20 protein-coding genes and 1 riboswitch are annotated in these 18251 nt (G+C 43.1%); of the genes, 2 read left to right on the top strand and 18 right to left on the bottom strand.

Going from position 1 to position 18251, the window contains the following annotated elements:
• Positions 1–247 precede the first annotated feature (247 nt).
• Entirely contained in the window at positions 248–1198 is a 951-nt protein-coding gene (tal, locus tag HC733_RS00910; protein ID WP_190363182.1) for a transaldolase, read from the top strand.
• 211 nt (positions 1199–1409) lie between these two features.
• Complete coding sequence (locus HC733_RS00905) at positions 1410–1601, top strand: DUF3545 family protein (RefSeq protein WP_190363181.1); 192 nt, start codon at positions 1410–1412, stop codon at positions 1599–1601.
• 96 nt (positions 1602–1697) lie between these two features.
• On the opposite strand, the gene ung is transcribed toward HC733_RS00905, so the two are convergent.
• The 18 genes from ung to HC733_RS00815 form a co-directional block, all read right to left on the bottom strand.
• A complete protein-coding gene (gene ung / locus HC733_RS00900; protein WP_190363180.1) occupies positions 1698–2357 on the bottom strand; it encodes a uracil-DNA glycosylase in 660 nt (219 codons plus the stop codon).
• 11 nt (positions 2358–2368) lie between these two features.
• Positions 2369–3211 (bottom strand): cobalamin-binding protein, encoded by an 843-nt coding sequence (locus HC733_RS00895; RefSeq protein WP_190363179.1) that lies wholly within the window; start codon positions 3209–3211, stop codon positions 2369–2371.
• Positions 3211–3822, bottom strand: coding sequence for a cob(I)yrinic acid a,c-diamide adenosyltransferase (gene cobO / locus HC733_RS00890; protein ID WP_190363178.1), 612 nt, complete (start codon positions 3820–3822; stop codon positions 3211–3213). The genes HC733_RS00895 and cobO overlap by 1 nt, the downstream gene beginning before the upstream one ends.
• Before the next feature lie 18 nt (positions 3823–3840).
• On the bottom strand, positions 3841–5319 hold the full coding sequence (locus HC733_RS00885; RefSeq protein WP_190363177.1) for a cobyric acid synthase: 1479 nt from the start codon (positions 5317–5319) through the stop codon (positions 3841–3843).
• A complete protein-coding gene (cobU, locus tag HC733_RS00880; RefSeq protein WP_190363176.1) occupies positions 5316–5861 on the bottom strand; it encodes a bifunctional adenosylcobinamide kinase/adenosylcobinamide-phosphate guanylyltransferase in 546 nt (181 codons plus the stop codon). Before cobU ends, HC733_RS00885 begins: the two co-directional genes overlap by 4 nt.
• A complete protein-coding gene (locus HC733_RS00875; protein WP_190363175.1) occupies positions 5858–6643 on the bottom strand; it encodes an adenosylcobinamide-GDP ribazoletransferase in 786 nt (261 codons plus the stop codon). The genes cobU and HC733_RS00875 overlap by 4 nt, the downstream gene beginning before the upstream one ends.
• Positions 6624–7694 (bottom strand): nicotinate-nucleotide--dimethylbenzimidazole phosphoribosyltransferase, encoded by a 1071-nt coding sequence (cobT, locus tag HC733_RS00870; RefSeq protein ID WP_190363174.1) that lies wholly within the window; start codon positions 7692–7694, stop codon positions 6624–6626. The genes HC733_RS00875 and cobT overlap by 20 nt, the downstream gene beginning before the upstream one ends.
• Before the next feature lie 10 nt (positions 7695–7704).
• Positions 7705–8703, bottom strand: coding sequence for a FecCD family ABC transporter permease (locus HC733_RS00865; RefSeq protein ID WP_190363173.1), 999 nt, complete (start codon positions 8701–8703; stop codon positions 7705–7707).
• Positions 8700–9512: an ABC transporter ATP-binding protein gene (locus tag HC733_RS00860; RefSeq protein ID WP_190363172.1), complete on the bottom strand. Its 813-nt coding sequence runs from the start codon at positions 9510–9512 to the stop codon at positions 8700–8702. Before HC733_RS00860 ends, HC733_RS00865 begins: the two co-directional genes overlap by 4 nt.
• A 101-nt stretch (positions 9513–9613) precedes the next feature.
• Positions 9614–9729, bottom strand: a riboswitch (cobalamin riboswitch).
• Between the two features lie 17 nt (positions 9730–9746).
• The gene (locus tag HC733_RS00855; RefSeq protein ID WP_190363171.1) at positions 9747–10346 is read right to left on the bottom strand and encodes a histidine phosphatase family protein; all 600 of its coding nucleotides are present in this window, start codon (positions 10344–10346) and stop codon (positions 9747–9749) included.
• Positions 10347–10405: 59 nt separating this feature from the next.
• On the bottom strand, positions 10406–10618 hold the full coding sequence (nqrM, locus tag HC733_RS00850) for a (Na+)-NQR maturation NqrM (RefSeq protein WP_171627162.1): 213 nt from the start codon (positions 10616–10618) through the stop codon (positions 10406–10408).
• A gap of 90 nt (positions 10619–10708) precedes the next feature.
• A complete protein-coding gene (locus tag HC733_RS00845; protein WP_190363170.1) occupies positions 10709–11728 on the bottom strand; it encodes an FAD:protein FMN transferase in 1020 nt (339 codons plus the stop codon).
• 175 nt (positions 11729–11903) lie between these two features.
• Positions 11904–13130, bottom strand: coding sequence for an NADH:ubiquinone reductase (Na(+)-transporting) subunit F (nqrF, locus tag HC733_RS00840; protein ID WP_190363169.1), 1227 nt, complete (start codon positions 13128–13130; stop codon positions 11904–11906).
• Positions 13131–13148: 18 nt separating this feature from the next.
• Complete coding sequence (nqrE, locus tag HC733_RS00835) at positions 13149–13757, bottom strand: NADH:ubiquinone reductase (Na(+)-transporting) subunit E (RefSeq protein ID WP_190363168.1); 609 nt, start codon at positions 13755–13757, stop codon at positions 13149–13151.
• Between the two features lie 10 nt (positions 13758–13767).
• Entirely contained in the window at positions 13768–14400 is a 633-nt protein-coding gene (locus HC733_RS00830; protein WP_190363167.1) for an NADH:ubiquinone reductase (Na(+)-transporting) subunit D, read from the bottom strand.
• A complete protein-coding gene (locus HC733_RS00825) occupies positions 14400–15146 on the bottom strand; it encodes a Na(+)-translocating NADH-quinone reductase subunit C (RefSeq protein ID WP_190363166.1) in 747 nt (248 codons plus the stop codon). The genes HC733_RS00830 and HC733_RS00825 overlap by 1 nt, the downstream gene beginning before the upstream one ends.
• A complete protein-coding gene (locus HC733_RS00820) occupies positions 15139–16338 on the bottom strand; it encodes an NADH:ubiquinone reductase (Na(+)-transporting) subunit B (protein ID WP_190363165.1) in 1200 nt (399 codons plus the stop codon). The genes HC733_RS00825 and HC733_RS00820 overlap by 8 nt, the downstream gene beginning before the upstream one ends.
• A 2-nt stretch (positions 16339–16340) precedes the next feature.
• Positions 16341–17684 (bottom strand): Na(+)-translocating NADH-quinone reductase subunit A, encoded by a 1344-nt coding sequence (locus tag HC733_RS00815; protein WP_190363164.1) that lies wholly within the window; start codon positions 17682–17684, stop codon positions 16341–16343.
• Positions 17685–18251: the final 567 nt, after the last annotated feature.

The raw sequence follows: 18251 nt of genomic DNA, 5'->3' as shown, positions 1-18251 counted from the left end.
AATATGTTTAGTGTCAATTTCAACACTATCCCTTAATTACTTCAAGTGTTGAATAACCCTTGAATTTATAAGGGGTAACCACAAATTAATCTAAGAGCTGCAACGTTGCTACCCTTTAACACCTCACAACTGTGTTATCCGAGTAAATACGGACAATTGACCTATTAAAGACCGTCATGGTACTGCAACATAGGAGCTCTAGAATTTTTGATAATTTTTTGCTGCAAAATAGGAATGAGGAAAACCAATGACATCAGCACTAGATAGGCTAAAACAACACTCTTCGATTGTTGCTGACACAGGCGATATTGAAGCCATTCGCAAACACCAGCCAGAGGATGCGACAACAAACCCGTCACTACTTCTAAAAGCTAGCGAAATGCCAGCATATCAAGCCTATCTGAACAAAGCATGGGATTATGCCAAAAGTGCTGAGAAAGACGCAGATAAACAGCTTGAGCTTGCCTGCGACTATTTTGCAGTACTTATTGGTAAAGAGATTGCGGACATTGTACCTGGCTACATTTCAACCGAAGTAGACGCGCGTTTATCATTTGATACGCAAGCGACCATTGCAAAAGCCAAAACGTTGCTCGCTTTATATCAAAAAGAAGGCGTAAGCCAAGACAAAATCCTCATTAAAATTGCTTCAACTTGGGAAGGCATAAAAGCTGCCGAACAGTTAGAAAAAGAAGGCATTAAGTGTAATTTAACACTACTGTTCAGCCAAGCCCAAGCTAGAGCCTGTGCGGACGCTAACGTATTCTTAATTTCACCTTTTGTTGGCCGCATTCTAGATTGGCACGTTGCAAACGGTCTTGAAAAACCAACTGATCCACTGGCCGACCCAGGTGTTCAGTCAGTACGTAGCATTTATGAATTCTACAAGCGTCATGATTACAAAACCGTTGTGATGGGCGCAAGCTTCCGTAACACAGGTGAGATCATTGCCCTTACTGGTTGTGATAAATTGACAATTAGCCCAGCACTACTTGAAGAGCTTGGTCAACTAACTGATGTAAAAGAATATCTGCTTGAAAGCGACTATCCGCTAGAAGCAAAACCAGCACCACTGAGCGAAGCGCAGTTCCGCTGGCTACATAACGAAGACGCCATGGCAACTGAAAAACTTGCAGAGGGTATTCGCGCATTTGCACAAGCCCAAGAAGAATTAGAGACTCGTTTTAAAGGCTTATAATCTAAATTCAGCTCTGCTATGAAACGCCGCATTTTGCGGCGTTTTTTATTTCCTTCTCTTTTATTGATTTTAATCAAACTGTCACCTGCCTTTAACCTAACCGACACATTTTTGTTTTATTTTCACACAAGTTATGGTATACCAAAGTTGCTTGCAGCGCGGTTTCAAGTGCGAAAGCGTTATTGAGGTTAATAATCAATAGGAGAAATTCATGGATAGCCTAGACGATATTCTGGAGATATTAGAAGGTCCTGAAACAACAAAACGAACCTCTCAGAAAAAGCAAAAACGAAAGTGGCGTGAAATTGAAGCGCTAAAAGATAAACAGCGTCTTCGCAAAGAGTTACAGGAATTAGATTACTTCGCAGACAACCTAGATTTAGATGACTTGGATTTTATTTAAGTCATCTAAATAAAAAAGGCTCCTAGGAGCCTTTTTTATTGACTAGATAACTCGACTTTCTTTAATAAGTAGTCGAGTACTATCCGTAATACCTTGTTATACCTGCCAATTAATGGGCTGTTTTCCCATATTTTTCAATAGCTGATTAGTTTTTGAAAAATGCTTGCAACCCAAAAAGCCGCGATGCGCAGATAAAGGAGATGGATGTGGTGCATGCAGTACATGGTGGCGTTGCTGGTCGATACATTTGCCTTTTTTCTGAGCGTGTGACCCCCAAAGTAAAAATACAATACCATCACCGTATTGATTTAACTGTTCGATAACCACATCGGTAAAGCGCTCCCATCCTAAAGTTTTATGAGAATGGGCAGCGCCTTGTTCGACCGTTAATACCGTATTGAGTAGTAACACCCCTTGTTGCGTCCACGGCAGCAGATAACCGTGACTAGGAATAGTAAAACCGTCAATATCTTGCACTAGCTCTTTATACATATTCGCAAGAGATGGGGGTGGCTTTATTCCTGGCAATACCGAGAAACATAAGCCATGCGCTTGATTAGGTCCGTGGTATGGATCTTGTCCTAAAATAACGACTTTTACTTCATTAAAAGGAGTCACCTTAAATGCTTCAAATACTTGTTCTTGAGGGGGATAAACTGTCACCCCTTCACTGCGCCTTTGCGCTACGTAGTTCAAGGTGTCTTGAAAGTAGCTTTGTTGCTTTTCTTGACCGAGTAAGTCTTGCCACGTTGTCATACGATTAACCTTTAGTCTTTATTATAGTGTGAGCGAGCCACTTGCAGTTTATCACACATGTCGGTAACACCATCAAGCACCCTAGTGCTGTATCGATGAAGCAAATCAGCATCAACTTCTATAAATTGCTGATACTTAACCGCTGGGATCTCAGGCCAAGCTTGCCAATTTAGAGTTGGCATCACTTTTTTACTCTTTTCATTGGGCAGTACAATCACTTGTGGTTTGGTTTTTAATACGTTTTCAATACTTATCTGCGGATAATCGGCAGAGTTATCAGCAAACACATTCTCGACTGCACACACTTGAAGTAGCTGATGCAACCAAGTGTCTCGATTAATTGTCATCATCGGCTCAGGCCATAATTGATAGAACACTCGTAAAGAAGCGCTATTCTGATAGCGCTTCTTTAGTGCCTCAAAACGCTTTGAGAAGCGCTCAGCCAGCAATTGTGCTTGTTGATTTTGACCCGTAAGTTGACCAAATAGCCTCAGTTCATCAGCAACTTTGCGTATATCCTTGGTGTCGCTATAAATAACTTTTATGCCGAGCTTTTCTAGTTTTTCTAGATCAGCCTTTTTGTTACCAGATTGCCACGCAATCACCAAATCGGGTTTTAACGCCAATACTCGCTCTAGTGAAATACCGTTATAACCACCAATACGCTCAATTTCATTGGCAGCAGCCGGATAATCTGCATATTCTACCGTACCAACAATACGCTCGCCCGCACCGATGGCAAATAGGTTTTCAACTATATGCGGGGCAAGTGCAATAATACGTTGTGCCTCTTTCGCCTGCACAACACCACAGGTAAACAATGCTACAAGCCATAGCAAATAAGAAACTCTCATCAGTAATCAAAGCCTTCTAAGGCTTTAACCCCAGACTCAAAAGCATGTTTTACGTTGCGCACTTCGCTTACTGTATCTGCTAAGTCCGTAAGTTTACGGTGAGCGCCGCGCCCGGTGATAATGACAGATTGCATTTTTGGTCGTTTGGCGATTGCATCAAGCACCTCTTCAAGGTCTATGTAATCGTAGCTCACCATATAAGTCAGTTCATCGAGTAAAACTAAGTCGATGCTTTCATCTGCAAGCCACGCCTTGGCTTTTTGCCAAGTTTGTTGCGCAGCTAGGGTGTCGGTTTCACGGTTTTGTGTCTCCCAAGTAAACCCCGTTTTCATGACTTCAAAGGGTACACCCGCTTTTTCTAGTAAGTTGCGCTCACCACATTCCCACATCCCTTTTATAAACTGCGCAACTACCGCTTTTTTGCCATGACCGACACATCGAGCCACCACGCCGAATCCAGAAGAAGACTTGCCTTTGCCGTTACCTGTGATCACTTGAAAAATACCTTGAACTTTGTCAGCTGCAGCTACTTTTGCATCCACTTGCTCTTTTACTTTTTGTTGTCTTTGTTGATGCTTTTGCTGATCTTTATTCGATTGCGAGTCGCTCATAAATTCCTCGTTGTATGATTAATCATTAGCGCTTAAAAGCGCTAAAATTTTCTCTATATTCAGATATTGCTCACAGGTGTCAGCAAGACGCTCTAACTGTTGTTCTCGATGCTTTGCTAAGTCAAAACCTAGCGCTTGCATACGACCATCACTAGCCCAAGTTAATATTGCTTTGGCTGCATTTGGATTATCAAAAAGCCCATGTAAGTAAGTGCCAACAACTTGCTTATCACCCGATATAAAACCATCTTTAACTTGCCCTGCAGGGTGCTTAGCAAAATGCATAAACGGGCTATCGAGTGCAGGCCCTTCACTTACACCGCAGTGAATTTCATAGCCATGAATGGTCTCATGCGTATCTGCCAATAAACAATGTCCTGATACCTGAGTCAGGGTTTTGTAGTTGGTCAGTGTAGTGGTGAAATCTGCCAAACTCAGTGCTTCAATGCACTGCTGTGTTGATTCAATACCATCGGGGTCATAAATCGCTTTGCCCAACATTTGCAAACCACCACAGATACCTAACACTTTGCCACCAAAGCGTAAGTGACGCATCAGTTCAACTTGCCACGATTGTGATTGTAAAAATTTCAAATCGCTTATCACGTTTTTACTGCCAGGAATAATTATCAAATCGGCAGCGCCAATTTGCTCACCATGGCGAACATAACGTAAATCAACATTTGGGTGCAAACGCAGGCTATCAAAGTCAGTATGATTACTGATATGAGGCAGCAGCAATACGCTAACGCTAAGCTGTTTATCGGTCACATGATTTTCAACTGTCACCGCATCTTCAGCATCTAAGTTGAGTGAATGCAGATAAGGCATAACGCCCAAAACAGGCTTGTTTGTGTATGCTTCAAGCCAATCAAGACCCGATTGCAATAAGCCAATATCGCCGCGAAAGCGGTTGATCACAAACCCTTTCACTAATGCTTGCTCGGCCTCACTGAGCAGCGCCAAAGTACCCACCAAGTGAGCAAACACACCGCCTTTATCTATGTCGGCAACAATGATCACAGGGCAATTAACTTCACAGGCAAAGCCCATATTGGCGATATCATTCTCACGTAAATTAATTTCTGCAGGGCTGCCAGCTCCCTCAACCAGTATCGCTTGATATTGCGCCTCCAACCTTTGGTGAGATGCCAACACCGCTTGCATCGCTACTTTTTTGTAATCATGATATTTGGCGGCTTCCATATTACTAATTGCGCGCCCATGAATAATAACCTGTGCACCCGTATCACTATTTGGCTTAAGTAATATAGGGTTAAAGTCGGTGCTAAGTTCAACATTTGCTGCAACCGCTTGCAGCGCTTGGGCGCGGCCTATTTCGCCGCCACACGGCGTGACTGCGCTATTGAGTGCCATATTTTGCGGTTTAAACGGCGCCACACGTAACCCTCTTCGAGCCAATACGCGACATAATCCAGCCACTAAAGTGCTCTTGCCAGCATCCGAAGTGGTACCTTGTATCATCAATGTTTTCAACGTGTTTGCTCCTGCTTAAGTGCTAAGGTGCATCCTGCAATCACAAAATCTACCCGACCAGCAAGTGCCGCAAGGTCTAGGTGTAGCCAACCCGCTTGATCAACAAATTGTCTACTTAACTCGCCCAATGGCACAATGCCATGTCCCACTTCGTTACTAACCAATATGACGTGTGCTGCTGTTTGCTGTAATGACTGGATAAGTTGTTGTTTCTTTTTTTCAACAGCCGCTAAACCTAATTCGCACAGGCCATACGTTAACCAAAGTGTTAAGCAGTCAATTAGAACACAGGTTTTTTCACTTTGTGATGTGATTATCTCATCAAGCAGCCAAGGCTCTTCAACAACCTGCCAATCTGCGCTTCGGTGCATTTTATGATGTGCGATGCGATGTTGCATCTCAGGGTCTTTGCCTTGCGCTGTTGCCACATAAATGAGCTGCTCTACCACTCCATCTGTAAGCAACTGACTTGCCCTTTGCTCAGCTAAGCGACTTTTGCCTGAGCGAGCGCCCCCTAAAATAAGCTGTATTTTTGAGTTCATAGCCACACCTTTAAACACATCAAGTAAACGCTTACTTCTGCAATTTGTTGCGCAGCTCCCAAACAGTCACCGGTATATCCACCGAGTTGCTTAGTAAACCAAAGCACACACAATTTACGCACTAGCCATAAACAGGCAACCATCGCAACAACATGCCACAGACTCAACAAGCCAAATAACCAAGCAAACAACAAAACACTCAAGGCGCACAAATACACACTCTCTTTTGCACTGGTAGATAAGTATTGTGCAACAGGCTTTACCTTACTTTGGCCATCTAGTTGTACATATGGGATGAGCCCAATTAAGCTCGTTGCCATCGCACGACTTAAGGTGTGAGCAAGTATTAAAGCGATACATGGTAAATACCAAGTGGCACTCAGTAAAACCAACAATTGAAACTTCAATAGCATGATTAAGCACAGTGCCAGTGCACCATAAGTACCTAATCGAGAGTCTTTCATAATATTAAGCTTTTGCTCAACAGACCAACCGCCACCAAAGCCATCCCATACATCAGCAAAGCCATCCTCATGAAATGCACCGGTGAGCAATATCCCCGCTGATAAAGTTAAAATAACTGCTATCTCAATGGGTAGTAAGCTTTGTAAAGCAGCATAAATGGTTGCTAATCCTAAACCTATGAGCAGGCCAACTAATGCAAAATATCGACTCGCATCATTGAGTAGTTCATCGTTTACAGGGCTATTTATTTTAATTGGTAGACGCGTTAAAAATACCACCGCCACTAAGAATGTGGGCTTATTCACATGGCACCACATGAGTAACCTGCGCTTGTTCAAAGCTCGCCATTTCATTGTAAAAAGCCAAAGCACTTTGCATCAGTGGCAGACAAAGTGCAGCGCCTGTGCCCTCTCCAAGCCTTAAACCTAAATTTAATAAAGGGGTTACATTGAGCTCACTGAGCATCTTTTGATGACCCTGTTCACCCGAGCAATGGGCAAAGATCATATAGTCTTTACATGCATCGCATATGTTAATCGCAAGCATTGCCGCAGCGCTGGCAATAAAGCCATCAATGACAATCATACGCTGCAATTTGGCGGCTTCTAATATCGCACCAACCATTTGGCAAATTTCAAATCCACCAAAACAGCGTAAGATGTCATATGCGTTGTGAAAACGCCCCTGATGATGAACAAGTGCCAACTCTATCAAGCGCTGTTTTTTGCTTCGAATGTCTTCACTAACTCCTGTGCCACTACCAACAGTTTCCTTTGCAGGCAACCCTGTTAGGGCTGATAAAATAGCCGCCGCAGCACTGGTATTGCCAATGCCCATCTCGCCAAAAGCAAATACATTACTGCCTTGCTGCGCAAGTTTGGCTATCAACTGCTTACCGTACTGGAGTCCTTGTTCGAGCTGAGTTTGACTAAGCGCTTCCTCTTTGACAAAACAACGTGTAGTACTGCCCAAACGCTGCGATATCACTTTAAGCTCAGATGCTGGAGGGGTTAATATTCCGCAGTCAACCACACTGAGCTGCCAGCCTAACTGCCTACAAAACACGTTAATTGCCGCGCCGCCTGTTGCAAAGTTTGCCACCATTTGCCCTGTAACTTCACTCGGCGCAATTGAAATGCCCTGCTGGGCAATACCGTGATCTCCCGCAAAAACGACTAGTTGCGGTGCTATCAACTTAAATTCAGCGGTTTCGAGCTGCTGTTCCGTTAAGCTTTGCGACAAAATCAGCACCAGCTGCTTGGCAAGCTCTTCTAACTGCCCAAGTGCACCTAATGGTTTGGTTTTTAAATCTATTTTATGCTGAATTTGTTGCTCAAACTGTCTGTTTAGTGGCGGGATCACCATCATGTTCTGCGTCCTATATTTGCGAAGCACTGCGATTTCGCAGTACCAGTAGCGACAAGAAAAACACGCTGCCTATTGCCGCGGTGATCACACCCACTGGCAATTCCTGATTATTTAATAGCGAGCGTGCGGCCACATCGACCCAGAGCATAAATATCCCACCACTAAGTGCGGTGGCAAATAACCCTGAAAAACTCGCTTGAGAGATAAAAAACCGCACGATGTGTGGCACCATTAAACCAACAAATCCGACGCCGCCACACATTGCCACTAACACGGCGGTGAGTAATGAACTTAATAGCAGCATACTTAAACGCAGCTTAGTTACATTGATGCCGAGCGTTGTGGCACTTTCATCACCTAACAAAAGCGCATTTAAAGCTCTTCGAAACAACAGCATACAAACCAAACTTATGCTTACCACCACCGCAGGTAGCCAAAGCGTTTGCCAATCTGCTCGCGCAAAACTGCCAAGCGTCCAAAAAACAATGGCACTGATAGCCTGAGGGTCACTCCAATACAAAATTAAGCTCGTGGCGGCACTGAATAAAAACGATAAAGCAACGCCCGCTAACAACATAGATTCAACTTGCTGAGTAGACTGAGAACGAGCGACCACTATCAGCGCGCTCATAGCAAGGAGTGAGCCTAAAAATGCCGCGCCAGAGAGCGCCAAACCTGCTTGTACACCAGTCAGTGCAAATAGCAAAACCACGCCAAATGACGCACCTGACGATACACCGAATAAATAGGGATCTGCCAGAGGGTTTCTAGTTACTGTTTGTAAAATCAGCCCTGCCATAGCAAGCCCACAACCCGCTAAAAAGGCCAATATAGCGCGTGGCAATCGCAGCTCTATAATAACTCTATGTGATAAATCGGTAGCATCATACATAAGCAATGCTTGCCAAACTTGCGCAAATTCTATTGAAATAGCCCCAAAGCTCAGCGCACACTGAAAGCTTATCGCAAGTACGGCAATTGAGAGTCCAAAAAAAGCGAGTCTACTCATCGAATATAACCATAGTGGTAACGAATATGCGGTACTGAAGCCTGCTCATCACTGCGAATTGGCACTTGAGTAACCTCTGCACACACGCCAAACACATCACTGAGTAAACCGCTAGTAAGTACTTCATTTGGCTTGCCTTGCGCGGTTAGCTGACCATTTTTTAGAACCAATAAATGATCAGACATTGCACCAGCCAAATTAAGATCATGAAACGACGCGAGCACGCTTACTCCCAAAGATTTAGCCAACTCCATGATTTGAATTTGATACCTTACATCTAAATGACTGGTGGGCTCATCCATAATCAGCAAGCTCGGTTTTTGTAGCATTGCTCTGGCTATCATAGCCCGCTGTTTTTCTCCGCCGGATAAGGAGCTAAATACTTGCTTAGCTTTGTGTAAAAGACCGACTCTATCTAACACAGCCTCAATGTTACTTTTATCTTCTTTGCTCGTTGCTGAAAACAATGGTTTGTGCGGTGTTAGTCCCATCGCGATAACATCAAATACGGCCAAATTAAATTGCTCTGGGACTTCTTGCAAAACCACAGCTACATGCTTTGCATATTCTTGTCGCGAATAGGCATTGATAGAGCGACCAAACAACATGATTCGGCCATCAGAGGGGACACAATAACGATAAATACAACGCAATAAGGAGGATTTACCAGCCCCATTGGGGCCCAGTAAGCCAACAAACTGACCCGCTTTGAGCTCAAAAGTGACGCCACTAAGAATGTTGGTTTGGCTAACTCGAAAGCTCAAACTATCAACAGTTAACAAAGGGGAAGTGTCTGTTGTTTGGTTCATGTCTACCTTTAATACTGTAAAACGAGCACATAGACACAAACAACCACAATACTAAAAGGTATTGCACAAAAAGGGATTGATTGTGACTCAAAGTACGCCCGCTAAGAGTGTATTTGCTGGCCTTGGTATCTGACTTCGGCTATTGCCTTCACAGTTGCGGGGACAGTTGAGTATTTGCAACTCATTCCCAAGAACTACCAACAAAATTAAGCGCTCATTATGCTGTCTAGACGGCTAAAATACAACTTTTGCCCACGCTTTATCCTGTTCATCGTAATAAACATGAACTGTAACACATTTACCATACCCAACTTCGAGCGCGTGAAATGCATGGGTATTGTTTGGCTCCAGCTTTAAAATATGACTAACAAGCTGTTTGATAACACCCGCATGGGTAAAAACGACGTTATTGGCACTACGATTGTGGCGCAGTTGCCCTGACCACCAATTGATGACTCGAGCTTGGAATAACTGCAGCGATTCTCCATTTGGCGGTGTATAACAGTCAGGCGATTGCCAAAACTGGCCAATGGTTGGATTGGACGTTTGTTGCCAAAGCACTTCATAAGACTTGCCATCCCAATCACCAAAGTTCATTTCTTGTAGCCTAGGCTCAATGAGTAATAGACACTTTAGCTTGGCAGAAACATGTTCCGCGAAGTCTCGACAACGCTTCAGTGGGGAGCTGACAATAGTATCTACTTGCGTTAGATGCGCTACTGAATCCACAAGTTGCTGCCATCCTTCATCACTTAGCGGTATATCGCTTGCGCCTAGTAAACAGCCTTTGCTTTGTGGCTGGCCATGACGAATAAAATGCCAAACCTGATGCATACAAGTCCTTATAAAACAAAAATGCGAGCCTTAGCTCGCATTTTTCAAGTGTGACAAAACTATAGAATTTGATTTTCTTTCCAAGCTTGCTCTTTAGCTAAACGCTTTTTGCGTCTATCACACGGGTCATCACAGTCGCAGGCTTTCTCTACGCCAACTGCGCCTAAACCGCCACAACTACTGGCCATCGATTTCTTTTGTACGAGAACACCTACCGCCATTGCAGCAACAATTAAAATGAGCAAACCGAAGGTAAGTAAAAACAGTGACATTGTACTGGCCCCTATAAAGTAAAAAGTGTCTTTGCAAAACTGAGCATTGACGGTCTAAGACGGCGTTATTATAACTCGCTTATTGCTTACTCACAAATAAGGTTTGAACGCCTCACTTGCATAAGTTTTTAGACCTTCAGGCGATTTACTAATTAGATACACCGCCAGATTGTGTTGCTCTGCATATGCCTTCGCCCGCTCTGTGCCCATTACCGTCAGTGCTGTTGCTAAGCCATCTGCAGTCATTGCAGATGGATGCAATACGGTTACTGACACTAAATCATGTTTAACAGGCATACCGGTTGCTGGGTCAATTAAATGCGTAAAGATTTCACCATCCATTTCGTAAAAAATACGATAATCACCGGATGTCGCAATGCCAATGTCACGGAGTTTTAGCTCTTTGTGAACCTGACGCTGTCCCATAGGTGCATCTGGTTGCTCAATAGCGATGATCCAGGGTTTATCATTTGGTTTGCTCCCCGATAGTCGCAGCTCTCCACCAATTTCAACCATATAGTTGTGGATACCATTTTGCTCAAGCAAAGACGCTACTTTATCAATACCGTAACCTTTCGCGGTGGATGAGAATGACACTTCTAAGCCATCAATAGTTTTTGCTAAGCCCTGCTCATTTAGAATAAGCTTGTCGACACCAATGCGGCTGCGCATTTCATCTAACTGTGCTTGCGTAGGGCGATTGGTTGGGCGCTTATCTGGGCCAAACCCCCATAGATCAATTAACGGTCCCATAGTGACATCTAGGGTTTGAGTTGACTTTCCAAGCCTAATTGACTCAGCGACTACGAGTCTAAAATCTTCGCTAATAGGCATAAATTGGTTATGTGCAAGCGCATTAAAACGATTTATCTCAGAGTCTTTCACCCAAGGTGACATTGACTGGTTTACAGCAATGAGGGCGTCATCAATTTGATTTTTTAGCTGCTCGGCGGTAACTTGTCTATCTTGCGGGTACACCTTGATGTTATAGGTAGTTCCCATTGTCTTACCGTTTATAACCAGCGGTTGAGGCAGCTCAGAACTGGCTTGCTCACAGCCAGTTACACATAAAATCACTAAAACTAACAATGGAAGAAATACACGTCTCATAATCCTTGCCTCAAAATTTTATCTAAAAGTACATCTTTGGCTTTATCACAAACTCACTTCCTGCCGTCCAATTTAATAAAACCAACTAAACATAATAAAAAACCCCAAGGCTTAAAAAACCTTGGGGCTTATATTTTATCGCAAAACTGTGTTTTGGATCATAACTAAAAGCTCACTAGCCACCGAAATCATCAAGTAAGATATTTTCGTCTTCTACACCTAGTTCTTTTAGCATGTTGATTACAGCTGCGTTCATCATTGGAGGACCACACATGTAGAACTCACAATCTTCCGGCGCTTCATGATCTTTTAAGTAGTTTTCATAAAGTACGTTGTGGATGAAGCCTGTGTAACCTTCCCAGTTATCTTCTGGTTGTGGATCTGACAACGCCGTATGCCATACGAAGTTATCGTTCTCAGCCGCTAAGCCGTCGAAGTCCTCAACGTAGAACATTTCACGTTTAGAACGCGCACCGTACCAGAAAGACATCTTACGCTTAGAGTTAAGACGCTTAAGCTGGTCAAAAATGTGCGAACGCATCGGTGCCATACCTGCACCACCACCAACGAATACCATTTCTGCATCAGTATCTTTAGCGAAGAACTCACCAAATGGACCAGAGATAGTAACTTTGTCACCTTCTTTAAGTGACCAAATGTACGAAGACATTTTACCACAAGGTAGAGACAAGTTATTTGGCGGCGGAGTTGCAATACGTACGTTAAGCATGATGATGCCAAACTCTCCAGGGTAGTTAGCCATTGAGTACGCACGAATTGTTTCATCATCCACTTTAGACTCAAGATTGAAGAAGCCAAAACGCTCCCAATCTGGACGATATTCTGCTGGAATATCATAGTCTGCGTATTTAACGTGGTGTGGTGGAGCTTCAATCTGGATATAACCACCCGCACGGAAAGGTACTGACTCACCATCAGGAATAGCTAGTTTTAGCTCCTTGATGAACGTCGCTTTGTTATCGTTAGAGATAACTGTACATTCCCACTTTTTAACACCGAAAATTGACTCTTCAAGTTCAATTTCCATGTCGTTCTTCACGTTTACCTGACACGCTAAACGGCAGCCCTCACGAGCTTCACCTTTAGAGATGTGATCAAGTTCAGTTGGTAGAATGTCACCACCACCTGATTTAATGTGTACGCGACACTGACCACATGAGCCACCGCCACCACACGCTGACGATACGAAAATACCTGAATTAGCTAACGCTCCTAGTAGTTTACTACCAGCTGATGTCGTAATCGCTTTATCCGGATCACCATTAATTCCGATTGTGATGTCACCACTTGCTACTAACTTAGATTTAGCTGCAATAATTACTAAAACTAAGATAACAACGATAGCAATGAACATCCCTACGCCTAAATATACCTCAAGCATGATTTTTCCTCGCTACCTTTACAGTGAAATACCAGAGAATGACATAAAGCCAAAGCCCATTAGACCAACAGTGATAAAGGTAATACCTAAACCACGAAGACCATCTGGTACATCTGCATATTTCATTTTTTCACGGATACCAGCAAGCAATACGATTGCTAATGCCCAACCCACACCAGAACCAATACCAAATACCACTGATTCACCAAAGTTCAGGTTACGCTCAACCATGAATGAAACCGCACCAAAAATTGCACAGTTTACGGTGATAAGAGGTAAGAAGATGCCCAATGCGTTGTAAAGTGCAGGGAAAAACTTATCTAGTGCCATCTCAAGGATTTGTACTAGCGCAGCAATTACACCGATAAAGGTCAAGAAGCGTAAGAAGCTAAGGTCTGCTTCAGCAAAACCTAACCACTCAAGTGCACCTGGTGCCAATACCGCGTAATAAACTAGATTGTTTACTGGTACAGACACACCAAGTACAAAGATTACAGCAACACCTAGGCCTAAAGACGTGGTTACTTTCTTAGATACTGCTAAGAATGTACACATCCCTAAGAAGAAAGATAAAGCTAAGTTTTCAATAAAAACCGCTTTTACGAATAAGCTAATATAATGTTCCATCTCTCTCCCCTTATGCCTTCGCTTCTACTTGTTCTTTCTTGTATGTGCGAAGTATCCAAATAAAGATACCCACTAAGAAGAACGAGCTAAATGGCATAATTAGTAGACCCATTGGACGGTACCAACCACCATCAGAAACCAGAGGTAAGATTTCAACACCAAACAATGTACCTGAACCAAATAGTTCACGAACAAAACCAATCGTTAGAAGAACAACTGAGTAGCCTAAACCATTACCAATACCATCTAGGAATGACATAGTTGGCGGCGACTTCATTGCATATGCTTCTGCACGACCCATTACGATACAGTTGGTAATGATCAAACCGATAAAGGTAGATAGCTCTTTCGCTGTTGAGTAAACAACCGCTTGCAAGATTTGATCTACTACAATTACCAATGATGCGATGATGGTCATCTGAACAATGATACGTACACTTGATGGAATATGGTTACGGATCATAGAGATGAATAGGCTTGAGAAAGCAGTTACCAATGTCAATGCGATTGACATGATCAATGCGTTCTTAAGGCTTGATGTTACCGCCAGTGCAGAACAAATACCAAGTACCTGAAGGGCAATTGGGTTGTTTGCAAAGACAGGGCCAAACAAGACTTGTTTCATTTCTTTAGTATTAGCCATTAGTTCAATGCTCCTTTACGTACTTTCGCAAGGAATGGACCAAAGCCTTTGTTGCTTGTCCAAAAGTCAATCGTGTTATCTACACCGTTTGAGGTTAAAGTAGCACCAGATAAGCCATCAATTTTGTGCTCATTGTTACCAGCAGTACCTTTAACGATGTCAATTGGAAGTTGCTTACCTTCCCACGTCGCTGTCCACTTAGGGTTTTGGATTTCTCCACCTAGACCCGCAGTTTCGTTGTGCTTGTAGAACTGAATTGCCTTGATTGTTTGACCTTCAGCATCCATTGCTAAGAAGCCAAACATAACGCCCCAAAGACCATAACCTTGAATAGGCAGAATAACTGTAGACACCTGACCATTTTCATCTTTTGCAAGATAAACTGGCGAGTTGTTAGTCATACGCTGCACACCGGCAAGGTCGTCTTCTTTAGGAATAGCAAAGCTGCGCGCAGCATCATATTTTGTGCTTTCGAAATCAAATGAAAGTGGGTCAACATCTACATATTCACCTGTTTTCATATCAATAACGCGCGATTCAATATTTGCGTTAAATGTTGCTTCAACGTCTTTAACATCTTTAAAGCCAGCAGCAGCAAGGATATTGCGTTGAACGTCCTTGATTTTGTTAGCTTGTTGCAGTGGACGTAACTGCACTGATGCAACAGATACGACGATCGCACATACCAAACACAGGCCAACAACAACGCCTAACGTTTTGCCAATAGATTCATTGTTACTAGACACGTGCTAATCTCCTCTTAACATTAGACTGCACAACAAAGTGGTCGAATAGCGGAGCAAATAGGTTAGCGAATAGAATTGCTAACATCATGCCTTCTGGGTATGCCGGGTTAACCACACGGATTAATACCACCATCACACCAATTAATGCACCGTATGCAAACTTACCTTTATTAGTGAAAGACGCAGAAACTGGGTCAGTCGCCATAAAGAACATACCAAATGCAAAACCACCTACCACTAAGTGCCAGTACCAAGGCATAGCAAACGCAGCGTTAGTATCTGAACCTAATGCATTAAACAAGCTTGCCATAGCAACCATACCTAGGAATACACCTAGTACGATGCGCCATGAAGCGATACGCACATACATTAAGAAGAAACCACCTAACATCAGTGCCAGTGTTGATGTTTCACCCATAGAACCTTGGATGAAGCCATAAAACGCATCCCACCAAAGAGCCATGTTGTTGAAATCTAAAGCACCTTGAGCCGCTTGACCTAAGTATGTAGCGCCAGAGAATGAATCTACTGCTGTCCATACCGTGTCACCTGAGATGTTTGCAGGGTATGCAAAGAACAAGAACGCACGACCAGCTAACGCAGGGTTTAAGAAGTTACGACCTGTACCACCGAATACTTCTTTTGCAATAACAACACCAAAAGTGATACCTAGTGCTGCTTGCCAAAGAGGAATTGTAGCAGGAAGAATCAAAGAGAATAGAACAGATGTTACGAAGAAACCTTCGTTAACTTCGTGCTTACGGATTGATGCGAATAATACTTCCCAAAAACCACCCACAGCAAAAACTGTCGCGTAGATAGGTAAGTAGAAACATGCACCGTAGAACATCTTCGCGCCCCAGCCTGACTGCGCGGTTAATTCACCACCCAGCGCTTGGAACATCGCTACTTGCCATGTGTTAGCAAGTTCAAAACCATTACCAAGCGCAATAGCTGCCTGATGACCGATGTTGAACATACCAAAGAACATAGCTGGGAAAGTTGCCATCCACACTAAAATCATAATACGTTTTAGGTCGATGTTATCACGTACGTGAGTTGCACCTTTGTTTACATAACCAGGCGTATAGAAAATAGTAGCGACTGCTTCATACAGTGCATACCACTTTTCGTGTTTACCACCTGGTTCAAAGTGAGGTTCAATGTCTTCTAAAAATTTCTTTAAGGCCATTTTTAACCTTCCTTCTCGATAGTAGTCAGGCAATCACGTAGGATTGAACCGTACTCATACTTGCCAGGACATACGAAGGTACATAGTGCTAAATCTTCTTCATCTAGCTCTAATGCGCCCAACGCAATCGCACTATCCACATCACGTGAGATTAAATCACGTAGTAATGGAGTTGGTAAGATATCGAGTGGCATAACACGCTCATAATTACCGATTGGTAACATCGCACGCTTAGAACCACCCGTCGACGTTGTCATTTTAAACAAGCGACTTGGTGTTAAGTGTGAAATGAATGTACGTGTTACTGAGAACTTGTCACTACCTGGTGCAATCCAACCAAATAGTTCTTTTTCGCGACCTTCAAGCAGTACTGATACTTGAACATGGTAGCGACCAAGGAAAGCGTGAGGGCCGGTTGCTGTTTTACCAGCTAACACAGAGCCAGAAATGACTCGGTTATCACCGTCTTCAAGCTCGCCTGCAACTAAATCTGTTAGCGACGCACCTAGTTGAGTTTTAACTAAACGTGGGTTTTTCACACGAGGACCAGCTAGTGATACCACACGCTCAGCGTAAATTTCGCCAGTTAAGAACAACTGACCAAACGCTATTACGTCTTGATATCCTAGATGCCATACCTGCTTACTAGCAGATACTGGATCCAAGTAGTGAATATGAGTACCCACTAAGCCTGCCGGATGAACACCTGCAAATTCATGCACTTCAACTTGTGAAAGTGATGAACTTGGCACCTTGCTACCTGCTTGCTTACAAACAAATACCTTACCATCAGTTAAACGTGACACTACCGCGAGACCCGCTTCAAATGCTTCCACATTTTCAGCAATAATCACAGCAGGATCAGCAGCTAATGGATTGGTATCGATTGCAGTCACGAAGATAGAACTTGGTGTTGCATCAATTGCAGCTACTTTGCTAAAAGGACGTGCTCTTAGCGCAGGCCATTGACCTGATTCAACAAGCACATTTTTCACTTTGTCACGCTCTAAGCCACTTAATTCTATAGCCGCAAACTTGTCAAAAGTGATTTGCTCATTGCCTTGTACTTCAATCACAACGGATTGCAGTACACGCTTAGCACCACGGTTGATTTCTTTAACTACACCAGCAGCTGGTGCAGTAAACTTAACGCCTGGATTCTTCTTGTCTTCAAAAAGAATTTGGCCTTTTTTGACTTGGTCATCCACACGAACATGCATGGTAGGACGCATACCAATAAACTCTTCGCCGAGCACAGCAACTCGTTTGACGGCAGAACCATCATGAATCACTTGCTGAGGCGCGCCCTCTATGGGTAAGTCCAGACCTTTTTTTATGTTGATCATACGCACTTGCATTACATTAACGGAAAGAAATTGAAAAATCTTTAATCACCACGGCGCTTGTTGCCTCATATTTTTCGGTATCAAAGAGCCACCTGAACGAATATCGCACAAGCATCGTAGTTGTGTTCTCACATATTTCTGTGATTTTAACATTAATCACCCAGACTATGCGAGTGGAAATACAAAATTTATATGCCTTTCATCGGCTTTGTAGCGAGCATTGAGAGCAGTATAGACTAAAGTAGCACAATAGAAAGTGCGTCACTCTATGAGTGCAAAAAAATGCTTTTACTAAATTTGCTCGCAAAGGATTAGGTGACTGAAAAGCGCACGTTTGAAAATAAAGTAAAGCCATTACTACATTTTCAAAACGTTAATCGTTGACAGATCACTCTCAGCAAAAGCCTTTGCAAATTGTCTTGATCAAAAACATCTGCCCATTAGGCATTAACACCTGATGGAAAAAGAATTTGCCTTTTACTCAACTTCTTTAGCCACACACTAAAAGGCAAGCCTTTAAGAAAAAAGACAATAAAAAAACGGCTAATCAATCATTACAAATAATGC

The sequence above is a fragment of the Pseudoalteromonas sp. S16_S37 genome (assembly GCF_014694405.1).
In the GTDB taxonomy this organism is placed as follows: Bacteria; Pseudomonadota; Gammaproteobacteria; order Enterobacterales; family Alteromonadaceae; genus Pseudoalteromonas.
Note: the sequence above shows the minus strand (reverse complement) of the source record. Positions and strands in the feature narration are given on the sequence as shown.

Bases quoted from the DNA above. Each gene is read 5' to 3' on its own strand.
- tal (WP_190363182.1), top strand. From the start codon at position 248: ATGACATCAGCACTAGATAGGCTAAAACAACACTCTTCGATTGTTGCT.
- HC733_RS00905 (WP_190363181.1), top strand. From the start codon at position 1,410: ATGGATAGCCTAGACGATATTCTGGAGATATTAGAAGGTCCTGAAACA.
- ung (WP_190363180.1), bottom strand. From the start codon at position 2,357: ATGACAACGTGGCAAGACTTACTCGGTCAAGAAAAGCAACAAAGCTAC.
- HC733_RS00895 (WP_190363179.1), bottom strand. From the start codon at position 3,211: ATGAGAGTTTCTTATTTGCTATGGCTTGTAGCATTGTTTACCTGTGGT.
- cobO (WP_190363178.1), bottom strand. From the start codon at position 3,822: ATGAGCGACTCGCAATCGAATAAAGATCAGCAAAAGCATCAACAAAGA.
- cobU (WP_190363176.1), bottom strand. From the start codon at position 5,861: ATGAACTCAAAAATACAGCTTATTTTAGGGGGCGCTCGCTCAGGCAAA.
- HC733_RS00875 (WP_190363175.1), bottom strand. From the start codon at position 6,643: ATGTGGTGCCATGTGAATAAGCCCACATTCTTAGTGGCGGTGGTATTT.
- cobT (WP_190363174.1), bottom strand. From the start codon at position 7,694: ATGATGGTGATCCCGCCACTAAACAGACAGTTTGAGCAACAAATTCAG.
- HC733_RS00865 (WP_190363173.1), bottom strand. From the start codon at position 8,703: ATGAGTAGACTCGCTTTTTTTGGACTCTCAATTGCCGTACTTGCGATA.
- HC733_RS00860 (WP_190363172.1), bottom strand. From the start codon at position 9,512: ATGAACCAAACAACAGACACTTCCCCTTTGTTAACTGTTGATAGTTTG.
- HC733_RS00855 (WP_190363171.1), bottom strand. From the start codon at position 10,346: ATGCATCAGGTTTGGCATTTTATTCGTCATGGCCAGCCACAAAGCAAA.
- nqrM (WP_171627162.1), bottom strand. From the start codon at position 10,618: ATGTCACTGTTTTTACTTACCTTCGGTTTGCTCATTTTAATTGTTGCT.
- HC733_RS00845 (WP_190363170.1), bottom strand. From the start codon at position 11,728: ATGAGACGTGTATTTCTTCCATTGTTAGTTTTAGTGATTTTATGTGTA.
- nqrF (WP_190363169.1), bottom strand. From the start codon at position 13,130: ATGCTTGAGGTATATTTAGGCGTAGGGATGTTCATTGCTATCGTTGTT.
- nqrE (WP_190363168.1), bottom strand. From the start codon at position 13,757: ATGGAACATTATATTAGCTTATTCGTAAAAGCGGTTTTTATTGAAAAC.
- HC733_RS00830 (WP_190363167.1), bottom strand. From the start codon at position 14,400: ATGGCTAATACTAAAGAAATGAAACAAGTCTTGTTTGGCCCTGTCTTT.
- HC733_RS00820 (WP_190363165.1), bottom strand. From the start codon at position 16,338: ATGGCCTTAAAGAAATTTTTAGAAGACATTGAACCTCACTTTGAACCA.
- HC733_RS00815 (WP_190363164.1), bottom strand. From the start codon at position 17,684: ATGATCAACATAAAAAAAGGTCTGGACTTACCCATAGAGGGCGCGCCT.